The organism is Porphyromonas somerae, from assembly GCF_022845615.1.
Taxonomy (GTDB): domain Bacteria; phylum Bacteroidota; class Bacteroidia; order Bacteroidales; family Porphyromonadaceae; genus Porphyromonas_A; species Porphyromonas_A somerae.
Genome location: NZ_AP025559.1, coordinates 511,453 through 529,162, shown reverse-complemented (window position 1 = coordinate 529,162; position 17,710 = coordinate 511,453). Strand labels below are relative to the sequence as shown.

Below are 17,710 nucleotides of genomic sequence, written 5' to 3'. Positions count from 1 at the left end.
TTCAAAACGTTATGCTCATTGATACGGTTACCTGCTTGGGTGTGGGGAGGGATACTCCACCAGTACGGTAGTACTCAGGGTCTTGTCCATTGAGCTTTTTATCGGCATAAAGCATCAGCGGATTGGTGGCATTCAGCCTAACTGATAGGCCTTTCAAGCGAATTCTTTCAAGAAGCTCCTTTTGGGCAGTGTAAGATAGTGAGATACTCTTCAGGCGAACAAAACTACCATCGGCCACTTTATTTTGCGAGAAGTTGTAGGTGTTATAGGCTCGCTCAATATTTTCCCTCCCAATGGCTCCTATAAGAGATTGCGATGGGAGTACTGGCACCTCGGTATGGTACTCATCGCCTGGGCTCAGCCACCTATCACGGTAGTCACGAGAAAAGATGTTGAGATCGGCATAGAGGGGGTCAAACGTAGGATTGATCCGAATCTTATTCCCAGCCTGCATAGTGATGAAAAGAGAGAGCTCCCACTCTTTGTACCTAAAGGTATTCATTAGACCTCCCATTGCCTGTGGCTCTATAGGGCCGTGATAGAGGAGATAGCTCTTATTGAACTCTGTATCCAAAAAGTCGGCACCAACAATCCGGGCATGCTCTTGGCTATTTTGGTAAAGGCCAAAGTCGAAGGTAGGTAATCCATTGGGGTCAAGACCTTGGAAGTTGAAAGAGAAGAGTGAGCCTTTGGGATAGCCCACTAGATTGCCCCTACCCCGACCTGCTACCATATCAAAGGCATTAGGCGAATTGAGTAGACGGGTAATCATCTGGCTCATACCACTAATGGTGAGACTACTGCTCCAGGAAAACTTTTCTGTAACAATGTTTTTGGAGTGAATCCCTAGCTCCACACCTCGGGTGGTCATGTCACCAAAATTGGCATATTTATAGTACTGCCCCCCTACCCCTGAGGTACGGACGAGGTCGATAAGATCAAAGGTATTGCGCTGGTATAGGTCCAATGTACCGCTGATGCGGTTATTTAGCATACCCACTTCGAGCCCCACATTGAGCTCATACATCTTTTCCCACGTGAGGTCTCTATTCTCCAATTGGTCAAGTAAGAGTGCATTCTCTCTATCCTCCAAGTGGAGCCGATTGGTGATGCCCATCCGGAAGATATTGCTGGTATTGATCGCCTCCTCATTCATCTTGGCTGTAAGGCCGTAGCTAGCGCGGAGTGCCAGTTTGGAGATGGTTGGGTGGTTTCTGAGCCACTCCTCTTGATCGAGATTCCACTTAGCACCTATATTCCAAGTGGGCAACCAGAGAGCCTTAGCTCCCTTGCCCGAAGTATTGGCACCTTCGTAATTGAGCACCGTATTAAAGATGTACTTACCTGCATAGCCATAAGTGGCATTGAGCGAGAAGGTAACGCCCCTATCCACCATGCTTCTGTGCGAGAAGTAGGGTGTATTCTCCTGCGCGAGCTTATCAAAGACTTTGGGGTTGGGGTAGACCTGATTGGCTTTATCGTACTGGATTCCATAACCTTGGAAAGGGGTGATAAAGCGCTCGGTACTACGCAACTCACTGAAACCAAAGAGTCGGATATCGTGCTCATCTACCTTTTTATTGTAGTCGCCCGATAAGCGACCCAAAAAACTGGTCATCCCCACCTCGGTCTTATTGAGGATACCACCGTGAGTAAGAGCCACCTTTGGCTGCAAGGCAGGGTTATTTGGGTCGTTAAGGAGGTAGAAGTTTTCATGGGCTACTGTAGGAGTCTCTGCTGCCTGATAGGCCAATACCACATTAGACTGCTCCTTCACCTCATGCTGGGTACTGGTTGCTGCCCTTCGAATAGAGACGAGGCCTCCCACCTCAAGCTCTTGGATAGGCTTATAACTCCCTTCGGCTTGCAACTTGAAGTCTATCACCCGCATCTGCATCTGATTATTTTCGTATTCAGATAGGATATTGAAAGGAGCCCAATTATTACGGTAGTAGGCCTTATTTCCATTGGCATCATAAGGGGTTAATGTACGGCTAGTGCTAAGCGCATAGGCAAATGGATTGATATCAAAGTCGCGCTCGTAGGCACCGATCCGGCTATTCCGCCTTAGTGGCATGGTACCCGGGGCTCTCTGATTACGGATATTGCCATTGGCACTAAGAGTCAGCTTAAGCTCCTCTTTTGGGTAAAAGGTGCTCTTGAGGTAGGCAGTGAGCTGCTGCACCCCATCCGTAATGGTCCAACCGCCATCATGGTAATAACCAATAGAGGCATAGGTAGCTACATGGTCGCCACCTCCCGATAGAGTAACGGTGTGTCGAGTGGTGGGGCGGTAGGTAAAGAGGAGGTCAAACCAATCGGTATTGGCATACTCACCGCGTTGCAAAAACTCTAGCCTCGCCTTTGGAGTATTAGGCAGGAGATAACTGCCGGTATTAGGGTCTACGGTTAGAATATCTCGATACATCTGATGGTATATACCGCCCCTTCGGCCATATAAAGACTCTTTGACGCCAAAGTAACCCTTATCCCACATCTCCTGGTAGAGCGACATCGTCTCTTGCGAATCCAAGAGGTCGTACTCCCTATAGGAGGGCTTTAGCCTAAAGGCATTTTCGGTGGCATAGGTAACGCTTAGTGGCATCCCCCTTCTGCCCGACTTCGTAGTGATCACTATCACCCCATTAAGGGCTCGCGCACCATAGACCGAAGTGGCAGAGGCATCTTTGAGCACTTGAATATCCTCAATATCGGAAGGATTGAGACCAGATACCGCCGAACCTATCAGCGTCACAGCATCACCAGAGGCCAATTGATCCATAGTCAGTGGTACCATATTTTCATACACAGCACCATCTATCACCCAGAGAGGCTGTGCATCACCTAGGATGGTGGCACCACCACGGATGCTAATCTTTGGGGCAGCACCAAAGGTGCCGGATATATTTTGTACCGATAGACCAGGGATACGCCCTTCCAACATCCTCGACATATCAGGCACGCCATCAAGCTTTATCTCCGCCATTTTCACAGCGGTTGCGGCACCGGTGTAGACTCTGCTACGCACTTTTTGGTAACCAGTCACCACCACTTCGTCCAACTGAGTCTGATCTTCTTTCAGCTGTACATTCATAATGGATCCACTTACAGTGACCACCTTAGTTACCATGCCTACGAAGCGGAAACTTAGCTTATCCCCCTTGGTGCCATACACCTTGTATCTACCCTCTGCATTGGTAACCGCCCTACTCCCATTGCTTTTATTCTCCACAAGCACGCCAGGAAGGGGTAAGCTTGTTTGGTCACTCACCACCCCAGTAACGGTTTCTCTCTCATTGCTCTCTTGTGCTAAGAGGGTCCCTTGGCTACAAAAGAGCAAAAGGATTAGAAGCATTGAGAGGTGCTGTCGCTGGAATATCTTCTTCATCATCATATCTATTGATCACTCACAGTGGCATCATACCAACCCACTGAATATACTTATACTACAAATTAGCTGATTAAAACTTCACCTCCACGCCCCCATAAATACCTCTTGGGTGACCGGCACGCATCCCTGAAGGATGACGCGATACCACGTAGGCTTTATTCGCTAAGTTAATGGCATTTAGCGTGAGTGTAACACCCTTATATACCTTTGCTCGAATGGTGGCATCCCAAATAGTATGGTGCGGAATAGTCTCCCTAAGTGCCATTGGCCCTTGCCCTGGCACCGTACGCATATCTCCATTGAAACGCACACCCACATTGAGATCTACCCACTTGGAGGTGACCCCCAATTGCCCATTGAATGAGTGCTTAAAAATATAGGGTATTTCATCACCTGCATGGACATCACCCCACGCGGAGCTGGTAAAGTCGTTCTTCATTTTGGTGTCGGTATAGGTATAGGAGAGTTGCGTATTGACACGTACCAACCAATGATGAGGCATAGGGTCGCAGCTGAGTAATGCCTCTACACCCCTGACCAGTGCGGCACCGACATTAAATTGATCCATCGTCCCCTGCCCACCGGCTGCTGTAAGGTCACTTCCAAGCATATTTTGATAGTTATTATTAAAGCCAATCACCTCAAAGTGCAAGCCAGATATAGCTATACGCAAACCAGCCTCCACATTGGTGGAGCTCTCAGGCTTTTGATCCAAAACGGCACTTGGAGGGGCAAAACCTCTATGTACGCCTGTAAATACCGATACTTCGGGGATGATTTTGTAGTTCACCCCCACCCCAGGTAACCACACTCGAGCCGAATTAGGGGTCTCAATACGAATACGACCTGACCGCCTTGGATCCTGCTTGGTATAATTCCGCTTCTCCAAAACCACATCTTCATAGCGTAAACCTGCGGTAATCGTTAGATTGTTCCATGCCCATGTATTTAAGATATAACCGCTCCATGCACGGGCTGTCGTTACTTGGTTAGACTGACTTCCAGGGTCTCCTGGGCGGAAGAGCTTCATCTCACCCGACTGCATAGAGTAACCGTCGTCCTCTTGGAAGCGATCCTCACCATCTTCATGATACCGAATGCCGCCCTCTACAGTAAGGTAGCTCTCTCCTAGGCGCCACTTATGCTCTGCTTTGGATTGAATGCCTCTAGAGAAGTATTTCCTCCGATTGGCACGCACCATAAGTGCTTCACCAATATAATCACGCTGCCCCGTAAGGATCTCAAAGTATTCGTGATTGGTCTCTGGATCGGCCAGCACCTGACCAATGGAGCGCTTTTCCTCTTTCAGGTAACCTACCCTCACGTCATTCAACTTATACCAATTACGGAAAAAGTAATTATAGTATAGGTTGGAGGTAATCTTTAGACCATTCTCTGCCATCAATATGTGGCTCAAAACGCTCTGAAAGTGCTGTGTCTTGAGGTGATCCTTATCGGCACCTGCATACCTGAAATAAGGGCGTAGAGCAAAGTCTTCACTACTAAGTCCAAGGTAGGTTTCATCAGAATCCTCATTCGCCCAGCCCAACTTCAGCTCTACATTATGATTAACACCCGAAAAACGATCGGTACTAATCCCGAACTTCGCCACTACATCATTGCGCTTAAAACCAATACGCTCATCAGGCTCATCTCTCCTAAATCCTTTGGATTGATGGCGAAGATACTCCACCATATATCCGAATATACCCCTACGGTCACCGATCATGATATGTCCCTTGGCGGTATCAAAGCTACCGTAAGAGGCATTGAACTTCCCGGTAAAGTGGGTAGGGATAGGAGTCGAAAGCATGTTGATGGCACCGCCCGTGGTAAAAGGACCATACTGCACCTGGCTACTCCCTTTCAGCACCTCCACAGCACTCATCCTCGCTACACTCGGAAAGTAATAAGCTGCTGGTGCAGAGTAAGGAGCGGGAGCAATCAGAATACCATCCTCCATAAGTGAAATGCGCTCACTCCGCTCGGCCTTGGTTCCACGCAAACTGATATTGGGGCGAAGACCAAAGCCATCCTCTTCATACATATTGACGCCCGGCACACTCTTGAGCATGCGATTGATGTCGGTATAATTGAACTTAGCTAGCTCACTAGGAGACAAAAAGTAAGCAGAACCAGTGCGGTTCCTTGCTTGAAACTTGCTACCTAATATCGGACGAGAGTAAATTACCACCTCATCAATAAGGCCATCATCTCTAATAGCTCCAAGGGTATCAACTGATTGAGAAGTCTGTTGAGAAACAGTATTACTGTCTTTTTCTTGGGCATAAACTAAACCGCAAGAAAAGAATAAAATGAGAATAATCGTCGAACGTCGAAAAAGCATAACTAGCGTATGGCGAATATGGTTCTTAATAAAAATATCCCAATTATCTGAGATATATATTCAAAAATTATTTAGCACTGCAAAGATATAAAGGCAACAATATTCCCACAATACCCACATATAGGTATTTTATTCTCTTATGTCACGATGATTAATGCGGATAGTCTACACAACCAATATAACTAGAATGGTCAAATGATTTGGGATATCCCCTACTTGACGTTGCTGAATGACGTGCTTTATGAGAATGATGCACAAAGTAAAATAGGCAATACCACCTAGGCAAGCATTAGAGGTCTGGGAACCCTAATAGGCACTTGGAAGAGGGCCTGCCATACGGCAAGTTTATCCTAACATTTCAGCCCTGATTATCAGATAGTGGTTACGCATTAAATGAGCAAAGTGAAAAACCTAGCTAAAACGGGGTGTTTGTAGCCCCATTTACAACCGATTGTAAATCAATGCCATACAAAGGCGTTTGCCGAGATGCAACTAAGCAATCGGTTAGTTGCATCTCGGCAAATGCTTAGTTGCAACTAACCGATTGCTTAGTTGCATCTCCACTTTAGCCTTACTAGCATAGAGGAATTTGGAGGTGCTTTGAGGTGGTTTTGAACCTACGCTTTTTCTTGCCTAGACAAGGGGGGCTCTCCCCATAGGCTCTCCAATGAATACCACTGGATAATACCTTATTATAATGTGTCGACCTTGACTATTCGTTTTATCGGCTCATAAAAATTGAATATCTTTGCGACGACAAATAGTTTATTAATCATAAATATAGAACGATTATGAAGAGAATTTATACCGTTGTTTCGGTTATTATCCTAGGACTTGCTAGCTCACTCACGGCACAAGCTCAAGGCGGCCTCCGCTGGGGCGTGATGGGTGGTGCCAACTTCAGCAAGTTCAGCACCAAGGCAGATGATTACAAGAGCGACCTATTCACCGCTTTCCACATCGGCCCTATGGTTGAATACGAGCTCCCCATATTTCCACTAGCACTTGAGGCTGGCGTACTTTATGCACAAAAGGGTGCTAACTTTGATATGGCAGGTAAGGATGCTCTAAGCCTAAAGAGCAACCTTATTGAGATACCTGTCAATGTGAAAGGCTATGTATTCAGCATCCCTGCAGCTCGCTTTTTCATTCTTGCTGGTCCTAGCTTTAACTATGCATTTAACACCAATATCGGTGATATCAAGCTTGAAAACTCAAACGATATCAAGGCTAATAAGTTAGGAATTGGTCTCAATGCTGGTATCGGCGTAGAGGTGCTCAAGTATCTACAGATCTCTGCTACATTCAATGCAGCAATGAGCGATAGCTATAAGTTTGAGGGAGCAGCAAAGGTCTTTAATGACTACATCAACACCAAGGAAAAGGGATTCTCTGTAACTGCTAGAGTCCTATTCTAAGTGATACTATCGGCTAACCTATAGTTGTTAGCATGCGGGGCTTTTCGTCTGAAAAGCCCCGTTTTGTATAACAAGATAGGCGACAATGTGAAAAAACAACAAAATAAGGGGGTTATTATTTGGTAGTGTGCATAATGTTTTATAATTTAGCACACGAATTCATTACCATAAGAAAAAGAAATAACAAGCCTACCGTGAAAGAGATAGTTAATAATAATGAGCAAGCCACTAGTGGAGAGAGCTTGGTCCCCCTCAAGAAAGGCTTTTTTCCCAAACTGATACAGCTATGGAAAGAAGGGCTAAGGAGTATGACGTGGGGTAAGCCTCTCTGGATACTCAATATCATTAAGTTGCTGATCCTCTTTGGCGTACTCAGGCTATTTTTCTTCCCCAACTTTCTCAAGGAGCAGTCCAAGACTAAGGAGGGCCGACAAGAGTATGTGCGGAATGAGCTTGTGAATAGGGCTATTGAGCCAACTGCTACCCCTACGATCACACCTGAGGGAGGTGAGGAGTAGTCGCCACACACATTAAATAATATAATACAACAACAATATATAAGCATTATTTTTACCTACTATGTTACTAAGTGCACTTATCGATTGGTCGCGATTACAATTTGCGATGTCAGCGATGTACCACTGGATCTTCGTTCCGCTCACACTAGGAATGGGATTCATTATGGCACTCGCCGAGACTAAGTACTACCGTACTGGGGACGACTTTTGGAAGGAGACTGCCAAGTTTTGGCAAAAGATCTTCGGAATCAACTTCGCAGCAGGTATTGCCACTGGTCTTATTCTAGAGTTTCAGTTTGGTACCAACTGGTCCAACTACAGCTACTTCGTTGGTGATATCTTCGGAGCTCCCCTAGCGATTGAGGGAATGTTTGCCTTCTTCATGGAGGCCACCTTCTTTGCAGTGATGTTCTTTGGATGGGACAAGGTGTCGAAGAAGTTCCACCTCGCCTCTACCTGGCTCACCATTGGTGGTGCTACACTATCTGCCGTTTGGATCTTGGTGGCCAATGCGTGGATGCAATATCCTACCGGTGCAGCACTCAATCCCGACACAGTGCGTCACGAAATGATCAGCTTCAGCGATGTAGCCCTCTCTCCTGTGGCTGTCTCAAAGTTTTTCCACTCAGTGATCTCTAGCTGGATGCTAGGCTCTATCGTGGTTATGGGTATCTGCGGCTATTACCTACTCCGCAAGCGCAATCAAAGGTTTGCACTTGAGAGCATCAAGCTAGCAGCCACCCTTGGTTTGGTATCAGCGATTCTTACCATCGCCACAGGTCACCTCTCTGCAGGTCATGTAGCTACCTACCAACCTATGAAGCTCGCTGCTATGGAGAACATGTATGAGGGTAGCGAAAAGGCACCTCTTAGCGTCATTGGTATCGTGAATAGCGACAAGAAAAAAGCCGACTGGGCAAGTGATAAGAGCGACTACGCTTTTAATATTGCACTTCCTAGCGGGCTTTCAATTCTTTCTTTCAACGACCCCAACGCCTATGTACCTGGTATCAAAAACATACTAGAGGGTGGTTATACCAAGCCCGATGGTACCATTGCGCTATCTGCCGAGGAGCGCATCCAGAGAGGTAAGATCGCTATCCAAGCACTTGCCGACTATCGTGCTGCCAAAGAGGCTGGCAACGAGGCTGAGGCAGCTGCTCAGAAAGAGATCCTAGATGCCAATTATGAGCACTTTGGATATGGTTACTTCGATAATGTTGAGGACCTGATCCCCAATATCCCAATGCTTTACTACAGCTTCCGCATCATGGTAGGGCTAGGAATGCTATTTATTTTGGTCTGCCTAGTGCCATTGATTATGCTCCGACGCAATAAGGAGAAATTTGTGAATATGCGTTGGTACCACTGGGTAATGATCATTAGTATCCCACTAGTCTATATCGCTTCACAAGCAGGCTGGGTAGTAGCAGAGGTTGGTCGCCAACCATGGACTATTCAGGATGCTCTTCCTGTACAGGCCGCTGTCTCCAACATTGCAGCAGGTGCAGTGAAGACCACCTTTACCCTCTTCCTCGTCCTCTTTACACTGATGCTCATTGCCGAGCTAAGTATTATGATCCATGCGATCAAGAAGGGACCAAAAAATCATGTTTCAAACGACTCTCAAAACGAGGCGAAATAATCGGGATACAGTATGGATAAGTTAATTTTTCTACAAGACTACTGGTGGTTCATCATTTCACTGCTTGGCGGTCTTCTCGTGTTTCTACTTTTTGTACAGGGTGGTCAGACTTTCGTCTTTTCACTGCACAAAAACGCACTACAGCAGAGGATGCTGGTCAATTCTACAGGTCGTAAGTGGGAGTTCACCTTTACTACACTAGTCACCTTTGGAGGTGCCTTCTTTGCATCCTTCCCACTCTTCTACTCCACTAGCTTCTACGGAGCATACTGGGTGTGGATGCTCATTCTATTTTGCTTCGTTATTCAGGCAGTATCCTATGAGTACCAAAATAAGAAGGGTAATGTATTTGGCAAGAAGACCTATCAGTGGGCACTATTCCTCAATGGAGTACTCGGCCCATTGCTCATCGGTGCTGCCGTAGGTACCTTCTTCACTGGTGCCAACTTCGTAGTGGATAGAACCAACCTCACCAATCTTGGTGGCAACCTCTCTGTCTCTACATGGCAGGATTACAATGGCGTGATGCTTCACGGACTTGAGGCGGTGCTCAATCCTTGGAACCTTGTTCTAGGACTTGCAGTGCTATTCCTTGCCCGTACCACTGGGCTACTCTATTTCGTCAATAACGTACGCGATGAGGAGCTCAATCAGGCGGCTCGCAAGCGTATCCTTCCAAATGCGATTATCTTCCTCGTATTCTTCCTCGCCTTCCTTGGTTTTTTACTAACCACTCAAGGCTTTGCAGTAGACCCTGCTACTGGAGAGGTGTTTATGGAGAAGTACAAGTATCTTAATAACCTCCTACAGCAGCCAGTATTACTGGTAGTAATGCTTCTAGGAGTAGTGGGAGTACTGGCGGGTATCCTACTGACCGTTTTCAAGCCTCACTTTAATAAGGGAATTTGGTACGAGGGCATCGGTGTAGTGCTCGTAGTGACGGTGCTGCTACTGATGGCAGGTTGGAACAATACAGCTTACTACCCAACTACTGCTGACCTACAGAGCTCACTAACGATTCGCAATAGTAGCTCTAGCCAATACACACTAGAGGTAATGGCTTACGCATCGCTAGTGATCCCATTCGTACTGGCTTACATCTTCTATGCATGGCGTAAGCTAGACTTCCATAAGTTTGACGAAGAGGAGATGAAGAATGGTAACCACTATTAATATCTCACTCGCTTAGATAGTTCAAAGGGGCTCAGCCGTATTGGCTGAGCCCCTTCCTTTTTATGTAGCTGTCTGAAAAAGGGTGTCCAGGACTTTGCTCCCAATAAAGACGGCTTCTATTTCTTGTATCAAACGCTTCTGTTTCTCGTATCAAATATTTTTGTTTCTCGTATCAAACATTTCCTTTACAATCAGCTATCAATTGACGCCACAAATCATAGGCTGAAGCAGACAAATGGTTAATATATTGCAAATGCACGAAGAATTACCCTTTTGGGTATTGCATAGAAAAGCAAACAATAAGAACTTTGCCCGCATAAACAAGTAATCAAAATAGTATTCAAATGAAACGCTACGAACGAAATCGAATCTACATATCCGATGAAGAGCAAATGAGAATCAAAGATTTTCGAGTCTTACTTGCTGGTGCAGGGATAGGAAGTAATATCGCAGAAACGCTATTGCGCATAGGATTTGAAACTATCACATTGGTCGATGGAGATGTGGTAGAGGAAAGCAATCTCAATAGGCAGAACTATACCGAGGAAGATGTGGAAAAACCCAAAGTAGAGGCATTGAAAAAACGACTACTTAGCATCAATCCTAATGCACAAATTTCGACGATAAACACATTTATCAATCATGAAAACGTGAGGGATATCATTGTGGAACACGATATAGCAATCAACACTCTTGATTTCAAAAGTGACATTCCGTTTGTCTTTGACCATTTGTGTGCGGAGCAGGGCATTTATGTATTACATCCTTATAATATTGGATTTGCAGGTATTGTTATGGTTGTTTCTCCAGATGGAGCAAACTTAGAGAGCTTGCTCACTGAGGGAGAGAGTTATTTGGGGTTTGAGAAAAGAGCCATCCAATATATTACAGATTATTTCAACTATTGGGTTCGTCCAAAAATATGGATCGAAGATGTCATACGAGCGTATGAGAAAGAAAAAATGCTACTGCCTCCCCCTCAATTATCCATTGCGTCTTCGTTGGTTGGAGGGATATGCGCTTCAATTCTTATTCGTATTGTTCGTGGGGAGTTTGTAAAGATATTTCCCAAATTCTATTATTACTCAGAGTACGATGACTTAAATTAGTCTACGATGTGTCGCGACAGCAATAGCCTCAGAGATGTTTCCCACGCCAAGTTTTTGGAACAAAGTTTTTCGATAGCCCTTGACTGAATCTTCGGATCGGTTGATTTCATTGGCAATATCACCAACAGACAAGCCTTGGTTAGCTAGTCGAACCACCGCTTTCTCGTATTCATTCAGCACGATACTATCAATCTGCTTCCAACGTCCACTCTTTAGAGAAAACTGCCACATCGAATTCGAATTGACCGCTGTCATATAAGCAATACCAACTTCTTGAGTTGGAGCTAATGAAACTAAACAAAGAGCCAACCAAACATTTCCCATTGAGTCCAATTTGAGTGGTGTTATCTGATGGTTAATCAAGATCTTTTCTCGAGATTCTTTTTGAGTAATTCGGAAGTTATAAGATATTGTATACTGAGAGCGCTCTGAAACAGCAACTCCTTTAAAAAACTCAAAACCCGCTCTATTGACCTGTGTAAGAAATTCAAGATCTTCTTCAGGTACATGATTATAATAAAAGTCGTATCCTTCTTGTTGCACCGTTTCTACATTCTCGCCACAAAGGAATAGAGGGTTATCCGATACATACAGAAAGTTCATCCTATTATAATCGATGATGTAGAGAGATTTGTATGAAACTCGGGCAAATGCCTTCGCAGAGTCAATATAAGGCTGCAAGCCATAGTATTGCTCGTCTCCTATCTGAGGACGAACATCTTGCGGTAACCGTAGACGGTTATTTTCATTAAGAAATACACTCATTGACAGTCAATCTGGAATAAACTCAATGCAAATGTACTCATTTAGAAGTAAAACCCTTACCCGAAAGGGTGATAATCGCACCATTTACATCGGCCCATTCCAGAATTACCCTTTCGGGTATTGCAGGAAATTCAATATGTATAGAATTTTGCATGTGTAAAGACAAGCAGTGTGCACATCAAATAATATAGAGTACGATGCGACTCAAAAAAGTAGGATGTGTTCCCTGTTTGCAAGTAATTAAGTTGGAACTAACTATCCGAACCAATTTAAAATCGGTTGTTTGTTTTGCAAACTACCGAATTTATACTTACCTTTGCGGAAGAAAGGAGGGAAGGATAGAGAAGAGCCATAACCAAAACCACTAAGTTATACACACACATTATGAAACAATTCATCACCAGTTTGCTGATACTTTGCTTGGCTACAGGCAACTTATTGGCACAAGAGATCAAAGGAAAGGTATCGGATAAAGAGGGGAAACCACTTCCTTATGCCACGATTAAAGCCATTGCCCTACCCGACTCCGCCACCATCGTGGGTGGCGTCACCAAGGAGGATGGCACCTTTGCTCTCTCTATTGGCGACCACAAGCTCCCTATCCTACTCCAAGCAAGTCTGATCGGCTACAGCACCGAGCAAGTGCTTTGCGAAGACCTCAAGGAGCAGACACTCACCCTCTCCGAGAGCGCCACCTTGCTAGAGGAGGTAGCCATCACCGCCAATCGTGTCTCGCACCGATTGGTCGCAGGCGGACTTAGCACCAAGATCGAGGGTTCGCCCCTCTCCAAGCTCACCGATATCTACAGTGTGCTCAGAGGCATTCCACTAGTGGAGGTGGAGAATGACAAGGTGAAAGTAACCGGAAAGGGCACCCCTGTCATCTACATCAACGACCGACTGATGACCGACCCCAATCAAATGAGAGAGCTCAAGCCCTACCTCATTAAGGACATTCAAGTGATCACCAACCCTGGCGCCAAGTACAGCTCATCGGTCGGTGCCGTCATCAAAATATACACCCGCCGCGAACCCGGCTCGGGACTCAGCGGATACCTTGAAGTTAGACCATCAAAGGTCAAGGGGTGTAAAATGGACTATGGCACCTACTTCTCTTTCAACTACCGCAAGGATAATTGGGATTTCTTTGTTAACAGCTGGAATGGCAATTGGAGAGGAATCAATATCACCGACGATGCCACATTTATTGGCAAAATCGGGCAAGACAAGTGGACTAATACCACAAGTATGGTTTCAAAGTTTTGGGGGAACGACCACAACTTTACATTCGGTGTCAATTATTCCGACGACCTGCAAAGTGCTGGAGTACAATATCGATTGAGTGCTGATAACGTTTTTTCAACTAGTGAAGGTAAACTCATCAGTTCGCTACAGCAGAATAAACCCTTGTATAGCTTTACAGAAGAATCAAAGCCTTGGATCTATGCACACCGCCCAAGCCTCTACTATTTGCGTAAAATAGGCCAATGGAAAACGCAGATAGATATAGACTACTACGAAAGTACAAAGTCTGAAAAGGCAACTACAACAAAGAGAGGCTACACCGAGGCATACGAATTAAAGGCGTTGAAAGGAAGGAGCGGAGATAAGTACCAATCTGCTGGCGCTAGACTAGATATCGATGGACCTCTCTGGGGCGGTTCGCTGAATGTAGGGGGTGGATACTCGTGGGCCAATAATAGTTTCTTCAACTATAGTGACCCAGAGCTCAAACTCCCCGACCTCAATAGCACTCTCAAGGAGCAAACCTATGTGCTTTATGCCGAGTATAGCCATGCCATCGCCCAAAAGTTTATGCTCACAGCAGGCCTACGTATGGAGCATGTACGCAACCGCTACGATAATAAGGCAATAGAGATCAAGGATTATATCAAGACCAACCTATTCCCCACCCTCTCCTTTGGTGGACAACTATGGGGAGTCAATACACAGCTATCCTTTAGAAGCCAGATCAATCGGCCTAACTTCTGGAGACTACAGCCAGGCTATCAGTATTTATCCGAATATGAATATCAGGTGGGTGACCCCAACCTCAAGCCAGGACTCTCCTATACTACTCAGCTGATGCTCAATAAGAGCTGGGTGACACTGATGCTCTCGCATGAGTACAAGGTCAACTCCCTTACACAAACGACCCAACCGATGCGTGACCCTAATGACGCGACCAAGTATCTACCCTATATGACCCTCATCACGCACATCAATGCCGATCCCTACAGTATACTCGGGGCCAATATTATTCTTAGTCCTCGGATCAAGTGGTGGCACCCCACTTTTACCTTTGGTGCTATGAAGCTACTTGGATACGATCTCCAGCACTTTGAGGAGACCATCACCAATCGACAGGCATTCATATTCCTTAATTGGCAAAACCAAATTACACTACCAAAGGAACTTACCATCAGTGCCAATATTAACTACCTACCTAGTGGGGGCAACCAAGATAACATGGAAATATTAAACTCTATGATCAATAGCTCCTTTGAGATTTCAAAGCGATGGCTGAAGAATAATGCACTCACCACCTCATTTTCGGTCAGTAACCTCAAACTTACCTCATCACCAATGTCGATAAGAGTGGTGACAAGGTATACAGAGTCGACAGTCAAGCAACAAGTATTGCCTAGAGCCCAATTTACCATCGCCTACCGCTTCAATGCAACTAAGCAAAAGTACCAAGGCAAGGGTGCCCTCGGCTCCGTAATTAATCGTATGTAATATAATAAGTACCTTTGTCACGGCAAGGTGACACCATATTTTACACCAATAACACACGTTATGAAACAATTCATCACCAGTTTGCTGATACTTTGCTTGGCTACAGGCAACTTATTGGCACAAGAGATCAAGGGAAAGGTATCGGATAAAGAGGGCAAACCACTCCCTTATGCCACGATTAAAGCCATTGCCCTACCCGACTCCGCCACCATCGTAGGAGGCGTCACCAAGGAGGATGGCACCTTTGCTCTCTCCATTGGCGACCACAAGCTCCCTATCCTACTCAAAGCAAGTCTGATCGGCTACAGCAACGAGCAAGTGCTTTGCAAAGACCTCAAGGAGCACACACTCACCCTCTCCGAGAGCACCACCATGCTAGAGGAGGTAGCCATCACCGCCAATCGTGTCTCGCACCGATTGGTCGCAGGCGGACTTAGCACCCAGATCGATGGTTCGCCCCTCTCCAAGCTCACCGATATCTACAGTGTGCTCAGAGGCATTCCACTAGTAGAGATAGAGAATGACAAGGTGAAAGTAACCGGAAAGGGCACCCCAGTCATCTACATCAACGACCGACTAATGACCGACCCCAATCAAATGAGAGAGCTCAAGCCCTACCTCATTAAGGACATTCAAGTGATTACCAACCCTGGCGCCAAGTACAGCTCATCGGTGGGTGCCGTCATCAAAATATACACCCGCCGCGAACCCGGCTCGGGACTCAGCGGAAATCTTGAAGGTAGACTATCAAAAATCAAGGGGTGTAAATTGGGCTATGGCACCTACTTCTCTTTCAACTACCGCAAGGATAATTGGGACTTCTTTATTAACAGCTGGAATGGCAATTGGAGAGGAATCAATATCACCGACGATGCCACATTTATTGGTAAAGTCGGGCAAAACAAGTGGACAAATACCTCAAGCATAGTTTCAAAGTTTGGAGGGGACAACCACAACCTTACATTCGGAGTCAATTATTCCGACGACACACAAAGTGCTGGAGTACAATATCGATTGAGTGCCAATAACGAATTCTTAACTGGTGAAGCTAAACTCATCAGTTCGCTACAGCAGAATAAACCCTTGTATAGCTTTACGGAAGAATCAAAGCCTTGGATCTATGCACACCGCCCAAGCCTCTACTATTTGCGTAAGATAGGCCAATGGAAAACGCAGATAGATATAGACTACTACGAAAGTACGAAGTCTGAAAAGGCAACTACGACAAAGAGAGGCTACACCGAGGCATACGAATTAAAGGCGTTGAAAGGAAGGAGCGGAGATAAGTACCAATCTGCTGGCGCTAGACTAGATATTGATGGACCTCTCTGGGGCGGTTCACTGAATGTAGGGGGTGGATACTCATGGGCCAATAATAGTTTCTTCAACTACAGTGACCCAGAGCTCAAACTCCCCGACCTCAATAGCACTCTCAAGGAGCAAACCTATGTGCTTTATGCAGAGTATAGCCATGCCATCGCCCAAAAGTTTATGCTCACAGCAGGCCTACGTATGGAGCATGTACGCAACCGCTACGATAATCAGGCAATAGAGATCAAGGATTATATCAAGACCAACCTATTCCCTACCCTCTCCTTTGGTGGACAACTGTGGGGAGTCAATACACAGCTATCCTTTAGAAGCCAGATCAATCGGCCTAACTTCTGGAGACTACAGCCAGGCTATCAGTATTTATCCGAATATGAATATCAGGTGGGTGACCCCAACCTCAAGCCAGGACTCTCCTATACTACTCAGCTGATGCTCAATAAGAGCTGGGTGACACTGATGCTTACGCACGAGTACAAGGTCAATTCTCTAACGCAAGAGACACAACCAATGAAAGACCCCTCCGACCCTAATAAGTATCTACCACATAAGACCGTTCTGAAGCATATCAATGCTGTACCCTACAGCACATTGGGAGGTGCCCTAGTCCTTAGTCCTCGAGTGAAGTGGTGGCAACCCACCTTCACAGTGGGTGGTATGAAGTTGATTGGATACGACCTCCAGCACTTTGAGGAGACCATCACCAATCGTAAACCCTTCATATACCTCAATTGGCAAAATCAATTCACCCTGCCCAAGGAGCTGACCATCACTGCCAATCTAAACTATCTACCTGCTGGTGGAAGTCAAGACAATCTTGATATAATTGGTGCTCAAGCATTTCTCAATACGGAAATCTCCAAGCGGTGGCTAAAGGATAATGCACTCACCACAACTTTTGAACTCAATAACCTCACCTTTACACCTATGAAAGTAAGGTTGGTAACTAAGTACACAGAGTTGACCACCACGCAAAGGGTAATGCCACAGGTAACATTTACCATCGCCTACCGCTTCAATGCTACGAAGCAAAAGTACCAAGGGAAGGGTGCCCTCGGCTCCGTCATCGACAGAATGTAGTGATAGTCCGATAAAAGAGGGCCTCGGAGAGGTCCGGCGGATTCTAGCCCCCTGTCGGAGGGCGTAGCCCGAAAGACTGGGGGATTAACGACCATCCACCGCCCATTCCACAACCCCTTGCGTGTTGGACGAAGCATTCTTTAATCCTAGAATCGGTAGTCCGACCCGCAAGGGGTCGAATATATACGTGTCACCT

General features: G+C 45.8%; 10 protein-coding genes. 7 read left to right on the top strand and 3 right to left on the bottom strand.

What is annotated here, in order from left to right:
• Position 1: 1 nt before the first annotated feature.
• Both MWL85_RS02260 and MWL85_RS02255 read right to left on the bottom strand, forming a co-directional pair.
• Positions 2-3,394, bottom strand: coding sequence for a SusC/RagA family TonB-linked outer membrane protein (locus MWL85_RS02260; RefSeq protein WP_394802109.1), 3,393 nt, complete (start codon positions 3,392-3,394; stop codon positions 2-4).
• 67 nt (positions 3,395-3,461) lie between these two features.
• Positions 3,462-5,738, bottom strand: a complete 2,277-nt coding sequence (locus tag MWL85_RS02255) for a TonB-dependent receptor family protein (protein WP_244401254.1) — start codon at positions 5,736-5,738, stop codon at positions 3,462-3,464.
• A gap of 791 nt (positions 5,739-6,529) precedes the next feature.
• Here MWL85_RS02255 and MWL85_RS02250 point away from each other — a divergent pair.
• The 5 genes from MWL85_RS02250 (at position 6,530) to MWL85_RS02230 (ending at position 11,601) form a co-directional block, all read left to right on the top strand.
• Positions 6,530-7,156: a porin family protein gene (locus tag MWL85_RS02250; protein ID WP_244401253.1), complete on the top strand. Its 627-nt coding sequence runs from the start codon at positions 6,530-6,532 to the stop codon at positions 7,154-7,156.
• 194 nt (positions 7,157-7,350) lie between these two features.
• Positions 7,351-7,674, top strand: a complete 324-nt coding sequence (locus MWL85_RS02245) for a DUF4492 domain-containing protein (RefSeq protein WP_244401252.1) — start codon at positions 7,351-7,353, stop codon at positions 7,672-7,674.
• A gap of 61 nt (positions 7,675-7,735) precedes the next feature.
• Positions 7,736-9,319 carry a cytochrome ubiquinol oxidase subunit I gene (locus tag MWL85_RS02240; RefSeq protein ID WP_244401251.1) on the top strand — a complete coding sequence of 528 codons (1,584 nt, stop codon included), beginning with the start codon at positions 7,736-7,738 and terminating at the stop codon, positions 9,317-9,319.
• Positions 9,320-9,331: 12 nt separating this feature from the next.
• Positions 9,332-10,492, top strand: coding sequence for a cytochrome d ubiquinol oxidase subunit II (locus tag MWL85_RS02235; protein WP_244401250.1), 1,161 nt, complete (start codon positions 9,332-9,334; stop codon positions 10,490-10,492).
• Between the two features lie 344 nt (positions 10,493-10,836).
• Entirely contained in the window at positions 10,837-11,601 is a 765-nt protein-coding gene (locus MWL85_RS02230; protein WP_018029250.1) for a HesA/MoeB/ThiF family protein, read from the top strand.
• Here MWL85_RS02230 and MWL85_RS02225 read toward each other — a convergent pair.
• Entirely contained in the window at positions 11,593-12,366 is a 774-nt protein-coding gene (locus MWL85_RS02225; RefSeq protein ID WP_244401249.1) for a response regulator transcription factor, read from the bottom strand. The two genes, MWL85_RS02230 and MWL85_RS02225, sit on opposite strands and share 9 nt — an antisense overlap.
• A 384-nt stretch (positions 12,367-12,750) precedes the next feature.
• On the opposite strand from MWL85_RS02225, the gene MWL85_RS02220 reads away from it, so the two are divergent.
• Positions 12,751-15,105 (top strand): outer membrane beta-barrel family protein, encoded by a 2,355-nt coding sequence (locus tag MWL85_RS02220; RefSeq protein ID WP_244401248.1) that lies wholly within the window; start codon positions 12,751-12,753, stop codon positions 15,103-15,105.
• Between the two features lie 60 nt (positions 15,106-15,165).
• Positions 15,166-17,514, top strand: coding sequence for an outer membrane beta-barrel family protein (locus MWL85_RS02215; RefSeq protein ID WP_244401247.1), 2,349 nt, complete (start codon positions 15,166-15,168; stop codon positions 17,512-17,514).
• The last annotated feature ends 196 nt before the right edge of the window (positions 17,515-17,710 follow it).

Coding starts and splice junctions, on each gene's coding strand:
- MWL85_RS02260 (WP_394802109.1), bottom strand. CDS start 3,394: ATGATGATGAAGAAGATATTCCAGCGACAGCACCTCTCAATGCTTCTA.
- MWL85_RS02255 (WP_244401254.1), bottom strand. CDS start 5,738: ATGCTTTTTCGACGTTCGACGATTATTCTCATTTTATTCTTTTCTTGC.
- MWL85_RS02250 (WP_244401253.1), top strand. CDS start 6,530: ATGAAGAGAATTTATACCGTTGTTTCGGTTATTATCCTAGGACTTGCT.
- MWL85_RS02240 (WP_244401251.1), top strand. CDS start 7,736: ATGTTACTAAGTGCACTTATCGATTGGTCGCGATTACAATTTGCGATG.
- MWL85_RS02235 (WP_244401250.1), top strand. CDS start 9,332: ATGGATAAGTTAATTTTTCTACAAGACTACTGGTGGTTCATCATTTCA.
- MWL85_RS02230 (WP_018029250.1), top strand. CDS start 10,837: ATGAAACGCTACGAACGAAATCGAATCTACATATCCGATGAAGAGCAA.
- MWL85_RS02225 (WP_244401249.1), bottom strand. CDS start 12,366: ATGAGTGTATTTCTTAATGAAAATAACCGTCTACGGTTACCGCAAGAT.
- MWL85_RS02220 (WP_244401248.1), top strand. CDS start 12,751: ATGAAACAATTCATCACCAGTTTGCTGATACTTTGCTTGGCTACAGGC.
- MWL85_RS02215 (WP_244401247.1), top strand. CDS start 15,166: ATGAAACAATTCATCACCAGTTTGCTGATACTTTGCTTGGCTACAGGC.